17 protein-coding genes are annotated in these 21,756 nt (G+C 66.8%); 2 read left to right on the top strand and 15 right to left on the bottom strand.

Annotated features, from left to right (window positions below; all coding sequences use genetic code 11):
* Positions 1 to 49: 49 nt before the first annotated feature.
* From gyrB to mutM, 8 genes are all read right to left on the bottom strand, one after another.
* Positions 50 to 2,503 carry a DNA topoisomerase (ATP-hydrolyzing) subunit B gene (gene gyrB / locus ACVJ6E_RS19615; RefSeq protein ID WP_120270506.1) on the bottom strand — a complete coding sequence of 818 codons (2,454 nt, stop codon included), beginning with the start codon at positions 2,501 to 2,503 and terminating at the stop codon, positions 50 to 52.
* 214 nt (positions 2,504 to 2,717) lie between these two features.
* Positions 2,718 to 3,335 carry a LysE family translocator gene (locus ACVJ6E_RS19610; protein WP_120270507.1) on the bottom strand — a complete coding sequence of 206 codons (618 nt, stop codon included), beginning with the start codon at positions 3,333 to 3,335 and terminating at the stop codon, positions 2,718 to 2,720.
* A 62-nt stretch (positions 3,336 to 3,397) separates the two neighbouring features.
* Positions 3,398 to 4,537 (bottom strand): DNA replication/repair protein RecF, encoded by a 1,140-nt coding sequence (recF, locus tag ACVJ6E_RS19605; RefSeq protein ID WP_120270508.1) that lies wholly within the window; start codon positions 4,535 to 4,537, stop codon positions 3,398 to 3,400.
* A 100-nt stretch (positions 4,538 to 4,637) separates the two neighbouring features.
* Complete coding sequence (dnaN, locus tag ACVJ6E_RS19600; RefSeq protein ID WP_067223421.1) at positions 4,638 to 5,756, bottom strand: DNA polymerase III subunit beta; 1,119 nt, start codon at positions 5,754 to 5,756, stop codon at positions 4,638 to 4,640.
* Between the two features lie 178 nt (positions 5,757 to 5,934).
* Positions 5,935 to 7,413, bottom strand: coding sequence for a chromosomal replication initiator protein DnaA (gene dnaA, locus ACVJ6E_RS19595; RefSeq protein WP_120270739.1), 1,479 nt, complete (start codon positions 7,411 to 7,413; stop codon positions 5,935 to 5,937).
* 1,164 nt (positions 7,414 to 8,577) lie between these two features.
* Positions 8,578 to 8,844: a 30S ribosomal protein S20 gene (rpsT, locus tag ACVJ6E_RS19590; protein WP_067223418.1), complete on the bottom strand. Its 267-nt coding sequence runs from the start codon at positions 8,842 to 8,844 to the stop codon at positions 8,578 to 8,580.
* A 195-nt stretch (positions 8,845 to 9,039) separates the two neighbouring features.
* Complete coding sequence (locus ACVJ6E_RS19585) at positions 9,040 to 9,813, bottom strand: enoyl-CoA hydratase (RefSeq protein ID WP_120270509.1); 774 nt, start codon at positions 9,811 to 9,813, stop codon at positions 9,040 to 9,042.
* 136 nt (positions 9,814 to 9,949) lie between these two features.
* Positions 9,950 to 10,855 carry a bifunctional DNA-formamidopyrimidine glycosylase/DNA-(apurinic or apyrimidinic site) lyase gene (mutM, locus tag ACVJ6E_RS19580; RefSeq protein ID WP_120270510.1) on the bottom strand — a complete coding sequence of 302 codons (906 nt, stop codon included), beginning with the start codon at positions 10,853 to 10,855 and terminating at the stop codon, positions 9,950 to 9,952.
* 222 nt (positions 10,856 to 11,077) lie between these two features.
* Here mutM and ubiE point away from each other — a divergent pair, with 222 nt between their 5' ends.
* Together ubiE and ubiB are read left to right on the top strand one after the other, a co-directional pair.
* Complete coding sequence (ubiE, locus tag ACVJ6E_RS19575) at positions 11,078 to 11,875, top strand: bifunctional demethylmenaquinone methyltransferase/2-methoxy-6-polyprenyl-1,4-benzoquinol methylase UbiE (protein ID WP_199681509.1); 798 nt, start codon at positions 11,078 to 11,080, stop codon at positions 11,873 to 11,875.
* Between the two features lie 7 nt (positions 11,876 to 11,882).
* Positions 11,883 to 13,451, top strand: coding sequence for a 2-polyprenylphenol 6-hydroxylase (gene ubiB / locus ACVJ6E_RS19570; RefSeq protein WP_120270511.1), 1,569 nt, complete (start codon positions 11,883 to 11,885; stop codon positions 13,449 to 13,451).
* Between the two features lie 26 nt (positions 13,452 to 13,477).
* On the opposite strand, the gene ACVJ6E_RS19565 is transcribed toward ubiB, so the two are convergent.
* The 7 genes from ACVJ6E_RS19565 to ACVJ6E_RS19535 form a co-directional block, all read right to left on the bottom strand.
* The gene (locus ACVJ6E_RS19565; RefSeq protein ID WP_120270512.1) at positions 13,478 to 14,125 is read right to left on the bottom strand and encodes an alpha-ketoglutarate-dependent dioxygenase AlkB; all 648 of its coding nucleotides are present in this window, start codon (positions 14,123 to 14,125) and stop codon (positions 13,478 to 13,480) included.
* Between the two features lie 145 nt (positions 14,126 to 14,270).
* The gene (locus tag ACVJ6E_RS19560) at positions 14,271 to 14,678 is read right to left on the bottom strand and encodes a F0F1 ATP synthase subunit epsilon (RefSeq protein WP_120270513.1); all 408 of its coding nucleotides are present in this window, start codon (positions 14,676 to 14,678) and stop codon (positions 14,271 to 14,273) included.
* 24 nt (positions 14,679 to 14,702) lie between these two features.
* Positions 14,703 to 16,142 (bottom strand): F0F1 ATP synthase subunit beta, encoded by a 1,440-nt coding sequence (gene atpD / locus ACVJ6E_RS19555; protein ID WP_067223405.1) that lies wholly within the window; start codon positions 16,140 to 16,142, stop codon positions 14,703 to 14,705.
* Between the two features lie 24 nt (positions 16,143 to 16,166).
* Entirely contained in the window at positions 16,167 to 17,045 is an 879-nt protein-coding gene (locus ACVJ6E_RS19550; RefSeq protein WP_067223402.1) for a F0F1 ATP synthase subunit gamma, read from the bottom strand.
* A 33-nt stretch (positions 17,046 to 17,078) separates the two neighbouring features.
* Positions 17,079 to 18,608, bottom strand: coding sequence for a F0F1 ATP synthase subunit alpha (atpA, locus tag ACVJ6E_RS19545; protein ID WP_097175411.1), 1,530 nt, complete (start codon positions 18,606 to 18,608; stop codon positions 17,079 to 17,081).
* Complete coding sequence (locus ACVJ6E_RS19540) at positions 18,608 to 19,168, bottom strand: F0F1 ATP synthase subunit delta (protein WP_097175410.1); 561 nt, start codon at positions 19,166 to 19,168, stop codon at positions 18,608 to 18,610. The genes atpA and ACVJ6E_RS19540 overlap by 1 nt, the downstream gene beginning before the upstream one ends.
* Before the next feature lie 257 nt (positions 19,169 to 19,425).
* On the bottom strand, positions 19,426 to 21,750 hold the full coding sequence (locus ACVJ6E_RS19535; RefSeq protein ID WP_120270514.1) for a primosomal protein N': 2,325 nt from the start codon (positions 21,748 to 21,750) through the stop codon (positions 19,426 to 19,428).
* Positions 21,751 to 21,756: the final 6 nt, after the last annotated feature.

Below are 21,756 nucleotides of genomic sequence, written 5' to 3'. Positions count from 1 at the left end.
GGCGTCCGGTTTCGAGCCTGGGGCATTCCGGCCGGCGGGCCGAAGAGCGTCAGACGTCCAGGTTGGCGACCGCGAGGGCGTTCTCCTGGATAAAGGCGCGCCGCGGGTCGACGTCGTCGCCCATCAGCTTGGTGAAGATGTCGTCGGCAGCATCCGCCTCGCGCACCTTCACCTGCAGCAGGGAGCGCACGTTCGGATCGAGCGTGGTTTCCCAGAGCTGCTCGGCATTCATCTCGCCCAGACCCTTGTAGCGCTGCATCGCGATGCCCTTGCGCCCCTGGACGAAGACCGCGTCGAGCAGTGCGCGCGGGCCGCGAATGGCCGTCTCGCTGCCCTTGCGGGCCAGCGTCGCGGCCTTGACGTAGACCTCCTGCAGGTTCTGGGTGCGGGCGTCCAGCTTGCGGGCGTCGGCCGAGCCGAGCAGTGCCGCGTCGATGGTCGCCGCCTCCCGAACACCGCGCACCGTGCGCTCGAACACCAGATCGCCGTTGTCGAGCACCTTGCCTTCCCAGCCGCGCTCGAACTCGTCGGCCAGAATGTCCAGCCGGCGGGCGATATAGGCGGCCGCTTCCGCCGCGCGCACCGGATCGTCGTGCACGTCCGGGTTCAGCGCGCCGGCGATGGCCGCCTGCTCGACCACGTCGCGGTCGTAGCGCGAATGCAGGCCGTCGAGAATCCCGGCGACCGCCCGTGCCTTCTCGACCACGTCGCGCAGGTCGTGTCCGCTGCGCACCTCGCCGCTGGCAAGGGTCAGCGTGCAATCCTCCAGGCCCGTGTCGATCAGGTAGTTCTCGAGCGCTTCCTGATCCTTCAGGTACTGCTCGGAATTGCCCCGCTTCACCTTGTAGAGTGGCGGCTGGGCGATATAGACGTGCCCCTGCTCGATCAGATCCGGCATCTGCCGGAAGAAGAAGGTCAGCAGCAGCGTGCGGATGTGGGCGCCGTCGACGTCGGCGTCCGTCATGATGATGATCTTGTGGTAACGCAGCTTGGCGAGGTTGAACTCTTCCTTGCCGATGCCCGTGCCGAGCGCGGTGATCAGCGTGCCGATCTCGTTCGACGACAGCATCTTGTCGAAGCGCGCCCGCTCCACGTTGAGGATCTTACCGCGCAGCGGAAGAATCGCCTGATTCTCGCGGCTGCGGCCCTGCTTCGCGGAGCCGCCGGCCGAATCGCCCTCCACCAGGAAGAGCTCGGACTTGGCCGGGTCGCGTTCCTGGCAGTCGGCAAGCTTGCCGGGCAGCGAGGCAACGTCCAGCGCGCCCTTGCGCCGGGTCAGTTCGCGCGCCTTGCGCGCCGCCTCGCGTGCCGAGGCGGCCTCGACGATCTTGGAGACGAGCACGCGCGCCGGCGCCGGGTTCTCTTCCAGCCACTCGGCGAGCGCGGCGCTGATGGCGTTTTCGACCACCGGACGAACCTCGGAGGAGACCAGCTTGTCCTTGGTCTGGGACGAGAATTTCGGATCCGGCACCTTGACTGAAAGCACGCAGGTCAGCCCCTCGCGGCAATCGTCGCCGGTCAGCGAGACCTTCTCCTTCTTGAGGATGCCCGACTGCTCCGCATAGCCGGTCATCTGCCGGGTCAGCGCGCCGCGGAAGCCGGCGAGATGGGTGCCGCCGTCGCGCTGCGGGATGTTGTTGGTGAAGCACAGCACCTGCTCGTGGTAGCTGTCGTTCCACCACATGGCCGCCTCGACCGTGATGCCGTCCTTCTCGGTCCGCAAGACGATCGGCGCCTCGATGAGCGGGTGCTTGGCCCGGTCGAGATAGCGCACGAAGGCCTCCAGGCCGCCCTCGTAGAACAGCTCGACGGCCTTCTCCTCGACGCCGCGGCGGTCGGTCAGGAGAATGCGCACGCCGGAATTCAGGAAGGCGAGCTCGCGCAGACGGTGCTCCAGCGTGCCGAAATCGAACTCGATGCGAGTGAAGGTCTCCGGTGAGGGCAGGAAGGTCACCTCGGTGCCCTTGCGCCCTTCCGCCGGGCCGACGACCGCCAGCGGGGCCTCGGCCTCGCCATTGCGGAAGCGCATGCGGTGCTCGTTGCCGGCACGCCAGATGCGCAGGTCGAGCCAGGTCGACAGGGCGTTCACCACCGAAACGCCGACGCCGTGCAGGCCGCCCGACACCTTGTAGGAATTCTGGTCGAACTTACCGCCGGCATGCAGCTGGGTCATGATGACCTCGGCAGCGGACACGCCCTCCTCGGAGTGCAGGTCGGTGGGAATGCCGCGGCCGTTGTCGGTCACGGTGACCGAGCCTTCGGCGTTCAACGTCACGGTAACGCGGTCGGCGTGGCCGGCCAGGGCCTCGTCGATGGCGTTGTCGACCACCTCGTACACCATGTGGTGGAGGCCGGAGCCGTCGTCGGTGTCGCCAATATACATGCCCGGGCGCTTGCGCACCGCATCAAGGCCCTTGAGAACCTTGATCGAGTCGGCGCCGTAATCATCTGCGCCGTTGGTGGCTTGCGGTTCGCTTTCGCTGCCCGTCGGAGTGTCGCTCATTCGAATCAAACGCTCGCTGGATCTTGTGTGTCGTTCAGTTATACGGGCTTGCAACAGGGGTTCAACCGGCTGTCGCCAAGCTTTCCGGCCACTTTCGGCCCCTTGCGCACCGTCCCGACACGGGAGGCGCCGCCCTGTTTCGGGGCAGGCCGGATACGCCTTGGTTTTCCCGTTTCAAGTCAATGCGTTACCGGCGCATTCCGATCTCTGCCGATCACCGCGTCGCAACCGCGACCGCGGCCCCTGCCATGACCGAGCCCGCGACCCTGTTGAGAAGTCGCACGGCCCTTGGGCTGGCGAGCATCTTCCGCGCCCGCTCGGCAAGCACGCAGTATCCGCCCAGAACCACGGCAAGCACCGCAAAGGTGATCAGCGACAGCTCGGCATACCCGAGCACGGTCACCGTCTCCAACGCGATGATGTTGGGCAGGAGCGCCAGATAGAAGACCATCACCTTGGGGTTTCCCATGGTGACGGCGAGGCCGCCCATGGCCAGCGCGAAGGGGCTTTCCTTGCGCACGGGGCCGAGCGTTGCCAGGCCGCCATCGGCCGGCGCCGTCCACATCTTCCAGGCGAGATAAGCCAGGTAGAGCGCACCGGCATATTTGAGCATCAGGAATACGGTGCCGAATGTCTTGGCCAGCACGGCCAGTCCCGCCACGGCAAAGCCCAGCCAGATCACGTCGCCGAGCGCGATGCCGAAGCAGAAGGCAAAAGCCCCCTCGCGGCCGCGCGCGAGCACCCGCGCGACAATGGCGGCGATGCCGGGTCCGGGAATGACGGCCGCGACGAACAGGGCCGCAGCGAAGACGAGCAGCGCGGAAACATCCATGGAAAGCGTAATCCTGCAAGAGACCGGAGAGCGAGCCTGACAGCGGCGCCGCAAGCGGCCGTTCAGTCCTTCATATAGGGTGAAATGGTCGATTGTGCGACCTGGAGAATCTGGCTGCCTTCGGGAAGGTCGACGAAGAGCTGACTATCGGTGCCGGTCATCAGCACCTGCAGCCCCAGTTCCGACAAGCGAGAGAACAGAGCCTTGCGCCGGCCGGGGTCGAGATGGGCCGCAACCTCGTCCAGCAGCAGCACCGGCGTCATGCCGGCGGTCTGCGAAGTCACCTCCGCATGGGCCAGCACAAGACCGATCAGCAGCGCCTTCTGCTCGCCGGTGGAGGCGAGCGCTGCCGGCATGTCCTTGGCAAGGTGGCGGACCGCAAGATCGCTGCGGTGGGGGCCGTAAAGGGTGCGCCCGGCGGCGCGGTCGCGCATGCGGGTCGCGGCCAGCTGCTCGCGGTAGCGGTCTTCGATGTCGTAGGCGGGCACGCCCTCGCAGTCGCGCTCGAACTCGCCGGCGAGCTCCACCCCGGCCAGCGGGAAGGGAAGGCCGAGATCGCCCTGCTGGCGGATCCGCGCCTGCAGCAGCGCGACGGTCTCGCGCCGGGCGAAGCCGACGGCAACCGCAAGCGGGGCAAGCTGCGCCTCCACCGCGTCGAGAAATGCGGCAGACCCGCCCTCTTCCAGCAGGCGGTTGCGGGCCCGCAGGGTCTTTTCCAGATCGGCGACGCGGCGGCCGTGTCCGGGATCGATCGCCAGCACGAGCCGGTCGAGGAAGCGGCGGCGGTCGCCGGCCGGGCCGGTGAACAGCCCGTCCATCGCCGGCAGCAGCCAGAGCACCCGCATGTAATCGAGCAATTGTTCCGAGGAGCGGGCATCCGCGCCGTCGATGCGCACCCGTCGCCCGGTTTCGCCCGGGGCATGGCCGACGCCGATCCGGGTCTCGCCGGCCGCTCCTTCGACGCGGGCGGCAACGCTCCAGCCGGCAGCCGCGCCCTGCCGGCGGATGTCGTCGAGCTGGGCCCGGCGCAGGCCCCGTCCGGCCGTCAGCAGCGAGACCGCTTCCAAAAGGTTGGTCTTGCCCGAGCCGTTGTCGCCGACCAGCGCCACGAGGCGGGCGCCGAATGCGACGCTCGCCTGCTGATAGTTCCTGAAATCGGTGAGTGTCAGGCTGCTGAGGGCAACCTGGACCGGCTCGCCCATCCGGCCTCCATTACGGGTCGCTTGCCTGCGGCTCGCCTGCAGGGCCGTTCAAGGCGCACGCGGCACCAGATGTCGGCCGCGGGCAAAAGCCCGGCTGCTGCTAGACGCGCATCGGCATCAGGACATACAGCGCGTCTTCCACGCCTTTGTCCTGGATCAGCGTCGGTGCGCCGGCATCGGCCAGGCGGAAGCAGGCGGTGTCGCCGCGCAGCTGGCCGGTGATCTCCAGCAGGTAGCGGGAGTTGAAGCCGATCTCCAGCGGATCGCTGTCGTAGTCGATGGCCAGTTCCTCGGTCGCCGAACCGCTGTCCGGGTTGACCACCGTCAGGATCATGCGCCCTTCGGAGATCGCCAGCTTCACGGCACGGCCGCGCTCGGAGGAGATGGTGGACACGCGGTCGACGGCTGCCTTGAACTCGTCGCGCTCGACCAGCATTTCCTTGTCGTTGTTCTGCGGGATCACCCGGCCGTAGTCCGGGAAGGTGCCGTCGATCAGCTTGGAGGTCAGGATCACATCGCCGGTGGTGATGCGGATCTTGGTCTCGGAGATCTCGATGGCGGCTTCCGCGTCCGGCGCTTCCAGCAGCTTCTGGATCTCGCCGACCGTCTTGCGCGGCACGATGATGCCCGGCATGCCGACGGAGCCGTTCGGCGCCGGGATCTCGGCCCGCGCCAGCCGGTGACCGTCGGTTGCCACCGCACGCAGCCGGTCGCCGCCGTCGGTCGCCACCGAATGCATGTAGATGCCGTTCAGATAGTAGCGGGTCTCCTCGGTGGAGATCGCGAACTGGGTGGCATCGATCAGCGAGCGCAGCTCGCGCGAGGCCAGCGTGAAGCGATGGGTGAACTCGCCGGCGGTGATGTCCGGGAAGTCGGTCTCGGGCAGCATCTGCAGGGCAAAGCGCGAGCGGCCGGCCCGGATCTCCAGCGTCGCATTGTCCGACGAGGTCTCCAGCGCCACCTGCGCGCCCTCGGGCAGCTTGCGAACGATGTCGTAGATCATGTGCGCGGGCACGGTGGTCGCGCCTGGCTGTTCGACCAGCGCTGCGACCTTTTCCGAAATTTCCAGATCGAGATCGGTCGCCTTCAGCAACAGCTGTCCGCCGTCGGCGCGCAACAGCACGTTCGACAGGATCGGGATAGTGTTGCGGCGCTCGACGACACGATGAACATGGGTCAGGGACTTCAGAAGATCGGTCCGCTCGAGGGTCACTTTCATTGCATCGTCCATTGTCGAAAATCGTGGGAACCGCGACGGTCAAATGGGCGAAGACACTGCCCTTTTGCGCTGCGAAAAGCAAGTGCCGGCGATCCTGGCCCGAAGCCTTGCGGAAACCGCAAGCGGGCGGCCCTCCCCGTCAAGGGGATGCCGCCCGTGATGCCTGCCGGATGGAAGATCAGGCGTCCAGCATCCGCTTCAGCAGATCCAGCTCCTGCGCCAGCGAATTGTCGGACCGCGCCAGGTCCTCGATCTTGCGGACGGCGTGCAGCACGGTTGTGTGGTCGCGGTTGCCGAAGCGGCGGCCGATCTCCGGCAGCGAGCGCGGGGTCAGGACCTTGGCGAGATACATGGCGATCTGCCGCGGACGCACGATGGTGCGGGTGCGGCGGGCCGACAGCAGATCAGCCTTGGACACGTTGTAGTGCTTGGAGACGATGCGCTGGATGTCCTCGATCTTCACCCGGCGCGGCTCGGCATTGCGTACCAGATCGCGCAGCGTCGCCTCGGCCATTTCCTGCGTCACCGGCTGGTTGGTGAGCTGGTTGTGGGCGATCAGGCGGTTGAGCGCGCCCTCCAGGTCGCGGCCCGAATTGCCGACATGGCGCGCGACGTAGTCGAGCACGGCCTCCGGCACGGCAAAGGTGGCATGCGAACGGCGCACGCAATCGATGCGATTGGTCAGGATGGCGCGGCGCAGGCCGAAATCGGGCTCGGAGATCGAGACGACCAGGCCGCCGGCCAGACGCGAACGCATGCGATCGTCGAGCGTCTCGAGATCTGCGGGCGGACGGTCGGCAGCGACCACCACCTGGCGGGCACCGTCGATCAGCGCGTTGAGCGTATGGCAGAATTCCTGCTGGACCTGCTTGCCATGCAGGAACTGCATGTCGTCGATCAACAGCAGGTCGATGGTGCGCAGCGTGTCCTTGAAGGCAAGGGCGGACTGGGCCTTCAGCGCCGCGACGAAGCGGTACATGAAATGCTCGGCCGTGAGATAGAGCACGCGGCGGCCCGAGGCCTGTGCCGCCGAGGCGACGGCCTGCATCAGGTGCGTCTTGCCCAGGCCCACCGACGCGTGGATGTAGAGCGGGTTGAAGGTCACGGCCGCGGCGGTCGCGACCTGACGGGCGGCGGCCAGGGCCAGCGCGTTGGACTCCCCCTCCACGAAGGAATCGAACGTATATTTCGGGTCGAGCGAGGCGCCCTCCAGACCGTCGGAGCCTTCGCGCGGGGTCGCAGCCGCAGGCCGCGCCACACCGGACGAGACGGTCTCGACCCTGCCCGAGGCGGGGCTTTCGACAAGCTTGATCTGCTGAGACGCCCGCGGGGCCGCCGGCACGGGGCGGGCCACGCCGCCAACCGCCGGGCGGGCACGCACGGCGCCGCGCACGGTCAGCTCGATGCGATGAACGTCGTCGCACTCGTGCTTCCAAAGGCCCATCAGCCGCTCGCGGTAGTGGGACTGGATCCACTGCTTGAGGAACCGGGTCGGCACGGAGAGCCGCACGGTGCCGTCGGAGTGGTCCTCCAGATCGACACGGGCAAACCAGCTGGTGAAGACATCCTCGCCGAGCTCGGCGCGCAGGCGCTTCTTGACGCGTGTCCAGTGATCAATTCCTGCGGTCTCGGATGCCGGCAGTTCCTGCAAGTTCATCGTGATCGCCTCCAAATGGTCAACGAGATGCTCCGCCGCCGCAGAACCCGTTGCACTTGTTGTGTTTTTCGCCGTTTCGGCGCGGTCTTGTCGCAGGCCGTCATCGGCCCGCCAGGTGTCGCAAGAGCGACAGGTAACCCTCGCCGGGTGAGCGCTGCCCGCCCGGCTTGAAATCTCTTCTGCCCCTTGGGGCTTTCCGTGCCTCAACCTCCTGCGGGTCACGTGGGCGATTGATCGGCCCCGGATACGGGCGGGTCGCTAGATGCGAGAGGGCCGTACGGCGCTTGCGCGCTCGACGGCTCGCAGGGATGGATCAGGGCGAGATGCCATCAGATGGCAGCCACGCCGGAGCGGCACAGAAAGTAGATTGTGCAGTCATCGTCAAGCCCCTCTTTCCAGTCTTCGGCTTCCCTGGGCGCAACCGTCGCAGGCAGACCACACTGGCTGTCCGCGACAGGCGCCGATCTCCTGCCGTCTCCGCAAACGGCAGCCCGCAAGACACAGAAATCCCGGCCTGCCGAAGGACACGGCAAGTCAAAAACATCCGGTTCTTGCGAGGGGAGATAGTCCTTCCGGTCTACGACTTCAGATACGCGAGCCGCAGGTCCGGTAAACTACTGGACCGCCGCCAGGAGAACGCGCGACTACCACTCAATGTATATTTTTCACACAAATATAACATTGCTCTCCTGGAGGCCTCTGTCTTCTTAGTTTTGCGATTTTGCCCGGGCGAGCGCCCGATAAACAAGACCATACACAGCCCCCTCAGGGGCCGCAACAGACTCACCGGCCATTTCGATAGCGCAGTGCGCAGGGGGTCGGCGATGCCCGGAGGGCGAGGCGGCAGGTGTCATTTGGAATGCGTTTTGACTCAATGCGTTTCCGACGCAAAAGCCCCGCGTGAGCCCATTTTGCTGTGCACTAAAAAAAAATTCTCACCCTCAATCTTGACAGAGCTGAAACGGCGAGAGGCAATCGCCGCATTCCTCAACATGATCCTAACTTGTTGATTAACAAATAGTTTTCATGCCACGTCGGAAGCGCTCGGAAGCACCCGAATCGCTTGTCTTGATTAGGCGGTTAGCGGCTCTGCGACGCGACGCCGGCAAAAGAAAAACCCGACCAAAAGGCCGGGTTCGAAGTCTTTAGCGATGATCGCAACGCTCAGGCGCCCAGCACCTTGATGCGGGAGCTCAGGCGGGAGATCTTCCGCGACGCCGTGTTGCGGTGGTAGACACCCTTGGTGACCGCCCGCATGAGCTCGGGCTGGGCCGCCTTGAGGGCGTCCGTCGCTGCCGCCTTGTCGCCGGAGGCGATCGCCTCCTCAACCTTGCGCAGCTGAGTGCGCACCCGGCTGCGGCGGGCCTTGTTGATGGCCGTGCGACGCTCGATCTTGCGCGCCGCCTTCTTGGCCGAAGGGGTGTTGGCCATGTTCTGTCCTGATGCGTTACGTGAACAATCCGACTCGTTCAAACCAAGGCGCCAAAGCCACCTGTGTCAAACGAAAGCGGCGGCGGAACGGGCCGCCACCGGTCGACCGCGTTATAGGCGGCCACCTGCCCGTCGTCAACGCGAAAGTCACGAAAACTCGCAAAACTCCCGCGCTGGCGACCGGCAGGGGGCTCTTTACGTGTTCTTGAACTGCGGCGCGCGCTTTTCGACGAAGGCATTCATGCCTTCCGTCTGGTCGTCGGTGGCGAACATCGAGTGGAAGACCCGGCGCTCGAACCGCACGCCCTCGGCCAAGGTCGTCTCGTAGGCGCGGTTGACGCTTTCCTTGGTCATCATGGCGATGGGCAGCGAGAAGTCGGCGATCTTCTCGGCGACCCGCATCGCTTCCTCAAGCAGCTCGTCGAGCGGCACCACCCGGCTGACAAGGCCGGAGCGCTCGGCTTCGGCAGCGTCCATCATCCGGCCGGTCAGGCACATTTCCATGGCCTTGGACTTGCCGACGAAGCGGGTCAGGCGCTGGGTGCCGCCGGCACCGGGCATGACGCCGAGCGTGATCTCGGGCTGACCGAACTTGGCATTGTCGGCCGCCAGGATGAAGTCGCACATCATCGCCAGCTCGCAGCCGCCGCCAAGCGCATAGCCCGCGACCGCAGCAACGATCGGCTTGCGGAACCGCGACACCTGATCCCAGGAGGTGATGAAGTCGGTCTTGTAGGCCTCGACGAAGGAGAGTGAAGACATCTCCTTGATGTCGGCGCCGGCCGCAAAGGCCTTTTCCGAGCCGGTAAGCACGACGCAGCCGATCTTGTCATCGCTCTCGAACAGCGCCAACGCGGCGTTGAGTTCGGCGATCAGCTCGGAGTTGAGGGCGTTCAGCGCCTTCGGACGGTTCAAGGTGACGAGGGCGACCCGCCCGCGCTTCTCGACCCGAATATTCTCGTATCCCATGGGACCTCCCGGAATGGGACGGCGCGTCGTCAGCCAGCGCCGCCTTCGCGGCTCAAGGGGTATCCGAAGGCCCCCGCCGCCGCAACCTTGCAGTTTCTCGCGAGCGGGCCCCGAACGAGGCCTGCCGGCGCCCCTTCTACCGCTGACAGCGGGGGCAATGGAAAGTCGAACGACCCGACTGCACGATACGCTCGACCGTGCCGCCGCATGCAGGGCGCGGGCACGGCTCCCCCTCCCGCCCGTAAACGGCGAAGGAATGCTGGAAATAGCCGAGCTCGCCGTCGGCCTGGCGATGGTCGCGCAAGGTCGAGCCGCCAGCGACGATGGCCTCGGCGATGACCTCGCGAATGGCGTCGACCAGGCGCCTTGCCCCGGCCGTCGGCGCGCCGGTCGCGGTGGCCAGCGTGCCGGCGCTGCGCAGCGGGCTGAGCTTTGCCCGGTGCAGCGCCTCGCAGACATAGATGTTGCCGAGCCCGGCAATGGCGCGCTGGTCGAGCAGCAGCGCCTTGAGCGGGGTTGCCCGGCCTGCCGCAACCCGCGCCAGATGCTCGGCATCCAGCGCATTGCCGGTCGGCTCGGGGCCGAGCGCGGCGAACCAGGGATGGTGCTCGATCTCGGCGCGGGCAACGAGGCTCATGAAGCCGAACCTGCGCGGATCGTTGTAGACGATGCGCAGCCGCTCCGCGCCGCCATGCTCAAGATGGAAGATGACGTGATCATGCGCCCGGTCGACCGAACGCGGGTAGTGGAACGCATCGGCCGCGACCGGCTGCGGCCGGTCCTCGCCCACTTCCTCGATGCGGAAGGACCCGGACATGCCCAGATGCATCACCAGAACGGTGCCGTCCTCAAGATCGCCCAGCAGATACTTGGCCCGCCGGCCGAGCGCGACCATCCGCTGCCCGCCGAGCCGGTCGCGAAAGTCCGCCGGCAGGGGAAACCGCAGGTCGCCCCGGTTGAGCGTCACCTTGCGGATCATCGCCCCGTCGAAGACCGGGGAAAGGCCGCGGCGGACCGTCTCGACTTCGGGCAATTCGGGCATGGACATCTCCGCAAGACAGGGCGCGCGAGGGACAGGGCCGCGCGCTCCCTCTGCATAAAGTAGACGGTGCTCCCGTCAATCCTCCAGTGGGGGCCGTGCAGCGACCCTGCACGGGCGCTCTTCACATGCGGCGGATGGCGGCAGCGAGCAGCCGTGACCTCTTGACGAAAATGCTGTAAGCCAAGCCTCGATCAGCGGAAACACAGGCGCATGGAGAGCCTCATGGCGGCCAGCATGGACAGCGACCGGGGACGGACGAGCGGCCCGGAAATGGCGACGAGCTTCGGCTTTCGCAAGGTCGCCAGCGGCGAAAAGCAGCCCCTCGTCAACGAGGTGTTCCATCAGGTCGCGGACCGCTACGACCTGATGAACGACCTGATGTCCGGCGGCCTGCACCGGCTGTGGAAGGACGCGATGGTGTCGTCGCTGGCCCCGCCGCGCGCCGACCGGCGTGCGTTCCGGGTGCTCGACGTTGCCGGCGGCACCGGCGACATCGCCACGCGCATTGTCGAGCGCGGCGGCAAGGCGACCAGCGCCGTGGTCTGCGACATCAACGGCTCCATGCTGGAAGTGGGCAAGGCGCGCGCCGCCAAGGCCGGGCTTGGCGACCGCCTGAGCTTCGTCGAAGGCAATGCCGAGGACCTGCCCTTCCCCGACCGCTCGTTCGACGCCTACACGATCGCCTTCGGCATCCGCAACGTGCCGCGCATCGACAGGGCCTTGAGCGAGGCGCGCCGCGTGCTCAAGCGCGGCGGGCGCTTCCTGTGCCTGGAGTTCAGCCAGGTGGACGTCGCCGGGCTCGACAAGGTCTATGACTTCTTCTCCTTCAACGCGATCCCGGTGATGGGGCGGATGGTCACCGGCGACGGCGAGCCCTACCGCTATCTGGTGGAATCGATCCGCAAGTTTCCCAATCAGGAGCGCTTCGCCGACATGATCCGCGAGGCCGGGTTCTCCCGCGTCAGCTATCGGAACTATTCGGGCGGCATTGCCTGCCTGCATTCCGGCTGGGCGGTCTGAGGAACCCATGCCGATAGCATCCCTCTTCCGGCTGGCCCGCGCCGGCTTCGTCATGGCGCGCGAAGGCGTCTTCGGCGTCGTCGATCTGCCCGACCTGCCGCCGGCACAGCGGCTGGCCCTGCGCACGATCCGTCTGCTGGAGCGGCGCGCGGTGCGCGACAAGGCGGCCGACAAGCGCCTGTCCGACGCCCTCACCCGGCTCGGCCCGTCCTACGTCAAGCTCGGCCAGTTCCTGGCGACCCGGCCCGATGTCGTCGGCCGCGAGATCGCCACCGACCTGACCGCGCTGCAGGATCAGATCCCCTCCTTCGGCATGGAAGAGGCCAAGCGGGTGATCGAGAGCCATTTCGGCCGCCCGGTCGAGCAGCTGTTCGCCAGTTTCGAGGAGCCGGTCGCGGCTGCCTCGATCGCGCAGGTGCACCCGGCAGAGATCGAGGATGCCGACGGCACCCGCCGCAAGGTGGCGGTGAAGGTGCTGCGTCCCGGCGTTGCCGAGCGGTTCCGCCGCGACCTGAAGAGCTACTATCTGATGGCGCGGTTGATGGAGCGGTTCCATCCGCCCTCGCGCCGACTGCGCCCCGTCGCAGTGGTCGACACGCTGGCCCGCTCGGTCGAGCTGGAGATGGATTTCCGCCTGGAAGCGGCCGCCCTGTCCGAGATGGCGGAAAACACCCGCGACGATCCCGGCTTCCGGGTGCCGGAGGTCAACTGGACACGCACGGCCAAGGCGGTGCTGACCATGGAGTGGATCTCCGGGCGCAAGCTGTCCGACGTTGCCGGGATCGAGGCCGACGGCCACGACCTGCCGGCCATCGGTGCGCTGGTGATCCAGTCGTTCCTGCGCCACGCGGTGCGCGACGGCTTCTTCCATGCCGACATGCACCAGGGCAACCTCTTCCTCGACGAGGACGGCAACCTGGTCGCGGTCGATTTCGGCATCACCGGCCGGCTCGGCAAGGCGGAGCGGCGTTTTCTGGCCGAGATCCTGTTCGGCTTCATCACCCGCGACTATCGGCGGGTGGCGGAGGTGCATTTCGAGGCCGGTTACGTTCCATCGGACCAGGATGTCGACGTGTTCGCCCAGGCGATCCGCGCCATCGGCGAGCCGATCCACGGGCACGATGCCTCGGAGATCTCCATGGCGCGGCTGCTGACGCAGCTGCTGGAGGTGACCGAGCTGTTCAACATGCGGACCCAGACCCAACTGATCATGCTGCAGAAGACGATGGTCGTGGTCGAGGGCGTCGCCCGGACGCTCGACCCGCATCTCGACATGTGGCGGACGGCCGAGCCGGTGGTGCGCGGCTGGATCGAGCGCAATCTCGGCCCCGCGGGGCGCCTGCAGGATGCCGCCGGCGGGCTTGCCGCCCTCGGCCGGCTCGCCGCAGATCTGCCGATTCTCGCCGAGCGGGCGGGCCGCCTGTCCGGCGAGATCGAAACCATGGCGGAGAAGGGCCTGCGATTCGACGCGGCGACCGCCGAGGCTATCGGCCGCGCGGAGGCCCGGCACAGCCGCTCGGGCCGTATCGCGCTGTGGGTCATTGCCGCGCTGATCGCCGTCGCCGTCTTTACCTGACCGCGCCGGGGCAGCCCGGCGCACTCTCAGCCTGGCGTCACCCGCCTCAGGGTCAGGTTGATGCGCCCGTCGTCGCGCACGAGCGTCGAGGTGCCGGGCAACAGCCGGTCGATCCCGTGATGGGCAAGGCGCGCCTCGCCGCCCAGAACCAGCACATCGCCCGAGGCCAGTCGGAACGAGCGGGTCGGATCCTTGCGGCTCCGGCCGCCGAGGCGAAACAGCGCCGTCGCCCCCAGCGAGACGGACACCACCGGCGCCTCGAATGTCGCCTCGTCCTTGTCCTGATGCAGCCCCATGCGCGCCTTCGGTCCATAGAAGTTCACGAGACACGCTTCCGGCGGCGGCGCACCCGGCGCCAACTCTTGCCAGAGATCCAGCAGCGGCTGCGGCATTGCCGGCCAGGGCTGCCCCGTCACCGGGTGCAGCGGCTGATAGCGATAGCCGGCCCTGTCCGACACCCAACCGAGCGAGCCGCAATTGGTCATCCGCACCGAGAACGGCGTACCGGTGCGCGGCATGACCGGCGTGAAGAGGGGCGCGGCCGCGACGACCGCGCGGATCTCGCCGAGCAGCGCCTGCTGGGCCTCGCGGTCGAGCCGCCCGGGCAGCAAGCGGAACCCCGCTGGTGCCGCTGCCGGCCTGCTCTCGGTTTCCTGTGACTGTCTGTCCTGCATGCGGGAAGTCTCGCCGCTATTGGCTCGTCCTGTCCACCCGGAAGCGGACGTCGCCCCCGAACGGCAAACGCAAAAAGGGCGCCCGCAGGCGCCCTTTTTCAATCTTCGCGATGATGCCGGCCGGAGCCGGGTCCAGACGCAGGCTTCACGCCGCCTTGAGAGCGGCCTGAACCTCGCGCAGGTGAGCGAGCGTTGCCGCCGCCCGTGCGCGCGTCTCGTCGTCGGAGGCGTCCGAAAGGTCTTCTTCCGCATCCTTGATCTGGCGGGCGATGTCTTCCGCCTTGAGATCGTTCAGCGACGTCGCATGCTCGGCCAGCACCGTCAGGCCCTTCGGCCCCGCCTCGGCAAAGCCGCCGCGGACGAAGTAGACCTGATCCGCACCGGCCTCACGCGACACGCGCAGAAGGCCCGGACGCAGGGTCGACATCATCGGGGCATGTCCGGCCATCACGCCGAACTCGCCCTCGGAGCCCGGCACCACCACCATCGTGACTTCTTCCGAGAGAAGAAGCCGCTCCGGGGAAACGAGCTCGAACTGGAATGCTCCCGCCATGTCGTTCCTCGATCCTTCCCGTGCTTAGGCCGCTTCGGCGGCCAGGCGCTGTGCCTTCTCGACCGCCTCGTCGATCGAGCCGACCATGTAGAAGGCAGCCTCGGGCAGGTGGTCGTAGTCGCCGTTCACCAGGCCCTGGAAGCCCTTGATGGTGTCCTCGAGCGCGACGAGCTTGCCCGGCGAACCGGTGAAGATCTCGGCGACGAAGAACGGCTGCGACAGGAAGCGCTCGATCTTACGGGCGCGTGCCACGGTGAGCTTGTCCTCTTCCGAGAGCTCGTCCATGCCGAGAATGGCGATGATGTCCTGGAGCGCCTTGTAGCGCTGCAGGGTCGCCTGCACGGCACGAGCCGTCTCGTAGTGCTCGTCGCCGATGATGCGCGGATCAAGAATACGCGAGGTCGAGTCGAGCGGATCCACGGCCGGGTAGATGCCCTTCTCGGCGATCGAGCGGTTAAGCACCGTCGTCGCGTCGAGGTGGGCGAAGGTCGAAGCCGGCGCCGGGTCGGTAAGGTCGTCGGCCGGCACGTACACGGCCTGCACCGAGGTGATCGACCCCTTGGTCGTGGTGGTGATGCGTTCCTGCATCGCACCCATGTCGGTGCCGAGCGTCGGCTGGTAGCCCACGGCCGAAGGAATACGGCCGAGAAGCGCCGACACTTCCGAACCCGCCTGCGTGAAGCGGAAGATGTTGTCGACGAAGAACAGCACGTCCTGACCTTCGTCACGGAAATGCTCGGCGACGGTCAGGCCGGTCAGCGCCACGCGGGCACGGGCTCCGGGGGGCTCGTTCATCTGGCCGTAGACCAGCGCGCACTTGGAACCCTCGGTCGAACCGCCGTGCTCCTTGGGATCGCGGTTCACGTTGGACTCGATCATCTCCCAGTAGAGATCGTTGCCCTCACGGGTACGCTCACCCACGCCGGCGAAGACGGAGTAGCCGCCATGCGCCTTGGCGATGTTGTTGATGAGCTCCATAATCAGAACGGTCTTGCCGACACCGGCGCCGCCGAACAGGCCGATCTTGCCGCCCTTGGCGTAAGGTGCGAGCAGGTCGACGACCTTGATGCCCGTCACGAGGATCTCGGCCTCGGTGGACTGCTCGGTGAAGCTCGGGGCTTCCTGGTGGATGCCGCGCTTCGTCTCGTGGACGATCGGGCCAGCCTCGTCGACCGGCTCGCCGATGACGTTCATGATGCGGCCCAGCGTGCCGGCACCGACGGGAACCGAGATCGGCTCGTCCGTGTCGACGACCTTCTGGCCGCGAACGAGACCTTCGGTCGCATCCATGGCGATGGTGCGAACGGTGTTCTCGCCGAGGTGCTGAGCAACCTCGAGAACCAGGCGGTTGCCGTTGTTGTCGGTTTCAAGGGCGTTCAGAATCGCCGGCAGGTGATCGTCGAACTGAACGTCGACGACGGCGCCGATGACCTGAGTGATCCGCCCGACTGCTTTGTCAGCCATTTTGCTATCCTCGTCTCGATCCGGTCAGAGCGCCTCGGCGCCCGAAATGATTTCGATCAGCTCCTTGGTGATCTGAGCCTGCCGCTGACGGTTGTAGTTGAGCGTCAGCTTGTTGATCATGTCACCGGCGTTGCGCGTGGCGTTGTCCATCGCGGACATGCGCGCACCCTGCTCGGACGCTGCATTTTCCAGAAGCCCGCGGAAGATCTGCACCGAAATGTTGCGCGGCAGCAGATCCGCCAGGATCTCGCCCTCGTCCGGCTCGTACTCGTAGACCGCGTCGGTCTGGGCGGACTTCGCCGCCTCGCCGAAGGTCGCCGGGATGAGCTGCTGGGCGGTCGGGACCTGGCTGATCACCGACTGGAACCGCGCATAGAACAGGGTGCAGACGTCGAACTCGCCCGCGTCGAACATCTCGCGGATCAGAGTGCCGATCTCCTCGGCATTCTCGAACGCGACGCGCTTGACGTGCCGCAGCTCGATCGTCTTGACGATGTGCGAGCCGAGATCACGCTTCAGGGCGTCGAAGCCCTTCTTGCCGACGCAGACGATCTTCACCGTCTTGCCCTGCGCGATCAGCGACTTCGCCCGCTCGCGCGCCAGCTTGGCGATCGACGAGTTGAAGCCGCCGCACAGGCCGCGCTCCGCGGTCGCGACCAGCAGGAGATGCACGTCATCCTTGCCGGTGCCGGCGAGGAGGCGCGGAGCATCGTCCCGGCCCTCGAAGGCGCTGGCGAGGTTGGCGAGGACGGCCTCCATGCGTTCCGCATAGGGCCGCGCGGCCTCGGCCGCCTCCTGGGCACGACGCAGCTTCGCCGCGGCCACCATCTGCATGGCCTTGGTGATCTTCTGCGTCGCCTTAACGGAGGCGATCCGGTTTCGTAAGTCCTTCAGGCTCGGCATGGCCGCCCCTTGTCCTGGATGCCGTCAGTCGCGTCAGGCGAAGTTCTTGGCGAAGGCCTCGATGGCCGCCTTGAGACGGGCCTCAAGGTCAGCGTCAAGCGCCTTCTTCTCCCAGATACCGTCCAGGAGATCCGCATGTTCGCCGCGCAGGTTCAGAAGCAGGCCCTCTTCAAAGTCCCGGACCTTGTTGACCGGCAGCTTGTCCAGGTAGCCATTGACGCCGGCATAGATGACGGCGACCTGCTCCTGGGTCTTCAGCGGCTGGAACTGGCCCTGCTTCAGAAGCTCGGTCAGGCGCGCACCACGATTCAGCAGGCGCTGGGTCGTGGCGTCGAGATCCGAACCGAACTGGGCGAAAGCCGCCATCTCGCGATACTGGGCGAGCTCGCCCTTGATCTTGCCGGCAACCTGCTTCATCGCCTTGATCTGGGCCGAGGAGCCCACGCGCGACACCGACAGACCGACGTTCACCGCCGGGCGGATGCCCTGGAAGAACAGATCCGTCTCGAGGAAGATCTGGCCGTCGGTGATCGAGATCACGTTGGTCGGAATGAAGGCCGACACGTCGTTGCCCTGGGTCTCGATGACCGGAAGGGCGGTCAGCGAACCGGCGCCGTTGGCCTCGTTGAGCTTGGCCGAACGCTCGAGCAGGCGAGAATGGAGATAGAACACGTCGCCCGGGAAGGCTTCACGTCCCGGCGGACGACGGAGCAGCAGGGACATCTGGCGATAGGCCACGGCCTGCTTGGTCAGATCGTCGTAACCGATCACGGCGTGCATCGCGTTGTCGCGGAAGAACTCGCCGATGGCGGTGCCGGAGAACGGCGCCAGGAACTGGAGCGGTGCCGGATCGGACGCCGTCGCAGCGACGATCACCGAGTACTCGAGAGCGCCCGATTCCTCGAGCTGCTTGACGAACTGGGCAACGGTCGAACGCTTCTGGCCGACGGCGACATAGATGCAATAGAGCTTCTCGCCCTCATTGTCCGTCGCGTGCATCGGCTTCTGGTTCAGGAACGTGTCCAGAATGATCGCGGTCTTGCCGGTCTGACGGTCGCCGATGACCAGCTCGCGCTGGCCACGACCGACCGGGATCAGGGCGTCGATGGCCTTGAGGCCCGTCGACATCGGCTCGTGAACGCCCTTGCGCGGCAGAATGCCCGGCGCCTTGACGTCGACGCGGCGCATCTCGGAACCCTCGATCGGGCCCTTGCCGTCGAGCGGGTTGCCGAGCGGATCGACGACGCGGCCGAGCAGGCCCTTGCCGACCGGGATCTCGACGATGGCGCCGGTCCGCTTGACCGTGTCGCCTTCCTTGATGTCACGGTCCGAGCCGAAGAGCACGACGCCGACATTGTCGGTCTCGAGGTTCAGCGCCATACCCCGGATACCGCCGGGGAACTCGACCATCTCGCCCGCCTGGACCTTGTCGAGGCCATAGACGCGCGCGATACCGTCACCTACCGAAAGAACCTGACCGACTTCGGTAACTTCGGCGTCCTGGCCGAAGTTCTTGATCTGGTCCTTGAGGATGGCGGAGATTTCCGCTGCCCGAATATCCATCAGCCGACCTCTTTCATCGCGAACTTGAGGGAGTTGAGTTTTGTCTTGAGCGAAGTGTCGATCATCCGGCTGCCGACCTTGACCACCAGGCCACCGATCAGAGAAGGATCGACCTTCGACGAAATCACCACCTTCTTGCCGGTCGTCGCATTGAGCGCGTCGGCGAGGGCGGAGAGCTGTGCATCCGACAGCGGCGTCGCGGAGACGACATCGGCCGGCACTTCGCCACGGCGACGGGCAAGATCCGCGCGGAACGCGGCGATCATGCCCGGAATGGCGAAGAGACGCCGATTCTTCGCGGCGAGCTTCAGGAAGTTGGCGGCCAGCCCCGTAACGCCGGCCTTGTCCAGCACCACCGTCAGGGCCTTGAGCTGTTCATCGGCGGAAAACACCGGGCTTTCCACGAGGCGGCGCAGATCTGCGCTGTCCTGGAGCAGCTTGTCGAACGCATCCAGCGACTTCTCGACGTCCGCCACGGAGCCCTGCTCCTCTGACAAGTCGAGCAGTGCCGTCGCGTAACGGTGCGCCACACCTGAAATGAGAGATACGTTGTCGGTCACAGGGTCCGTGCTCTCTTAGGCAGGTTTGAGCCGATGCGCCCAGCTGGGCTGATCGCAAGGCTTTGGAAAATCTGAACTTTCTTTGGCACCGGGATGCGCTTGGTCGCATATCCCCCGGAAAGCCGCGCTTCGATTAGCACAGGCTTCATTGCGGGGCAACATCGCCACGGGGTCCAAATGCCGCAATTCGGCCCGAAAAAGGTCGAAGCCGGCACCATCGGCCCGCAAATGTTCGCTTGCGGCGCTCTTTACCCTGCTCAGAAGAAGCTCTGGGGATCGATATCCACCTGCAGGCGCACCCCGCCCGCGGGCTTGGGCAGGCGCGCGATCCAGGACCGCATGAGGGCCTGCAGGTCGACATTGCGCGGCGCCATTGCCAGCAGACGGAATCGGTAGCGCCCGCGCACCAGCGCCAGCGCCGCCTCCGCCGGGCCGAGCACCGTGAGGCCGGGGCTTGCCGGCGACAGCCGCGCCACCTGCCGGGCATAGTCCTGCGCCCTCGCCCTGTCGGGCGCCGAGACGATCAGCGCCGCAAGGCGGCCGAACGGTGGCAGGCCGGCGGCCTTGCGCGCAGCGATCTCCGCCTCGTAGAAAGCCGTGCTGTCGCCCGAGGCGAGCGCCCGGATGACCGGATGCTCCGGCGCGTAGGTCTGCAGCAGGCCGCGCCCGCCGCCGCCGATACGCCCCGCACGGCCCGTCACCTGCGCCAGAAGCTGGAAGGTCCGCTCGGCCGCGCGCGGGTCGCCGTTCGCAAGGCCGAGATCGGCATCCACCACCCCGACGAGACGCATCAGCGGAAAATTGTGCCCCTTGGCGACGAGCTGGGTGCCGACGACGATGTCGGCGCCGCCTTCCTCGATGATCCGCATTTCCCGCCGCAGGCGGTCGGGACCGCCTTGCAGGTCCGACGACAGGACCAGCACCCGCGACTGCGGGAAGAGGTCCGCCGCCTCTTCGGCGATCCGCTCGACGCCGGGGCCGCAGGCGACCAGCGACTGGGTGTCGCCGCAAGCCGGGCAATGGTCGGGGCTCGGCTCCTCGTGGCCGCAGTGATGGCAGGACAATCTGCCGCGGAAGCGATGCTCGACCAGCCAGGTGGAGCAGTTGGGGCACTGGAAGCGATGGCCACAGGAGCGGCACAGGGTCAGCGGCGCATAGCCGCGCCGGTTGAGGAAGAGCAGCGCCTGACCGCCGCCGGAGAGCGTCTCGCCGATGGCATGGCGCAGCGTCGGCGCCAGCCACTGACCACGCTCCGGACCGTCCTGGCGCATGTCGATGATCGAGATTTCCGGCATGGGCGCGCCGGTGGCGCGCTCGGGCAGTTCGAGGCGGACATAGCGCCCCTGGTCGGCATTGACCCGGCTTTCGACCGAAGGGGTTGCCGAGGCGAGGACCACGGGAAAGCGCGAGATATGGCCGCGCACCACCGCCATGTCGCGGGCGTTGTAGGGCACCCGATCGTCCTGCTTGTAGGCTCCGTCATGCTCTTCGTCGACGACGACGAGACCGAGTTCGCGGAACGGCAGGAACAGCGCCGAACGGGCGCCGACCACCACGCGCACATCGCCGCTGGCGACCCCGCGCCAGACCCGCGCGCGCTGGCGGGTCGCAATCTCCGAATGCCACTCGGCCGGTAGAACGGCGAAACGGCGCTCGAACCGCTGCAGGAAGGCGCTGGTGAGCGCGATCTCGGGGATCAGGACGAGTGCTTGGCGACCTTGGCGCAGCGCCTCGGCCACCGCCTCGAAATAGACTTCCGTCTTGCCCGATCCCGTCACGCCGTCGATCAGGAAAGTGCGGAACCCCTGTCCAACGGCCGCGACCAGCTCCTTGGAGGCACGCGCCTGCGCCGGCGTCAGCTGCGGCGGCGACCAGTCCGGATCGGGTCTGGGCAAGGGCGGGACGGCCGGCAGTTCGACGCTTTCCAGCACGCCATGTGCCAGCAGCCCGTCGACCACGGAGGAACTGACGCCGGCCGCATGGGCGAGCCCGCTGCGCGTGAAACCCGTGCCGTCCTGCAGGATCTCCAGCACCCGCTGGCGGGCAGGCGTCATGCGCTCGGGCCGGGCGCCGGAAGATGACAGGCGCACACCGGCGAGCGGCGGCTCGCTTTCCAGCGCCTCTTCCGAGCGCAGGACCATGCGCAACACCATGCCGGGCGCGGCGAGCGTCCAGTTCGCCACCCAGTCGACCAGCGTGCGCAGCTCCTCGTCGAGGGGCGGGGCATCGTCGTAGACATGCAGGATGTTCTTGAGCCGGGACGGGGCCAAATTGCCGGCGGCGGAACCGCCCTCCGGTTCCAGCGACCAGACGGCGCCCACCACTTCGCGCGGGCCGAGAGGCACGCGGACGATGGAGCCGGGCCGCACGCTCACCCCAGGCGGCACCCGGTAGCTGTAGGCCATGCCGATGGCGACCGGCAGCAGAACCCTGGCGACCGTCGCCGGCCGCACCTCGCCGCTATTGCCAAACAGATCGCTCACCCGCGTCCTCGTTCCTGCTCGTTTGCCGCCCGCTCCACGGGATGTTGCCCCCGCAATCCGGCCTGCTTCGGGCGAATCGGGGCTGTCACCACGCGCCATCCTAAG

The organism is Stappia sp. G46H5W, from assembly GCF_058448995.1.
The sequence above is the reverse complement of the archived record's forward strand: the minus strand, read 5'-3'. Positions and strand labels throughout refer to the sequence as shown.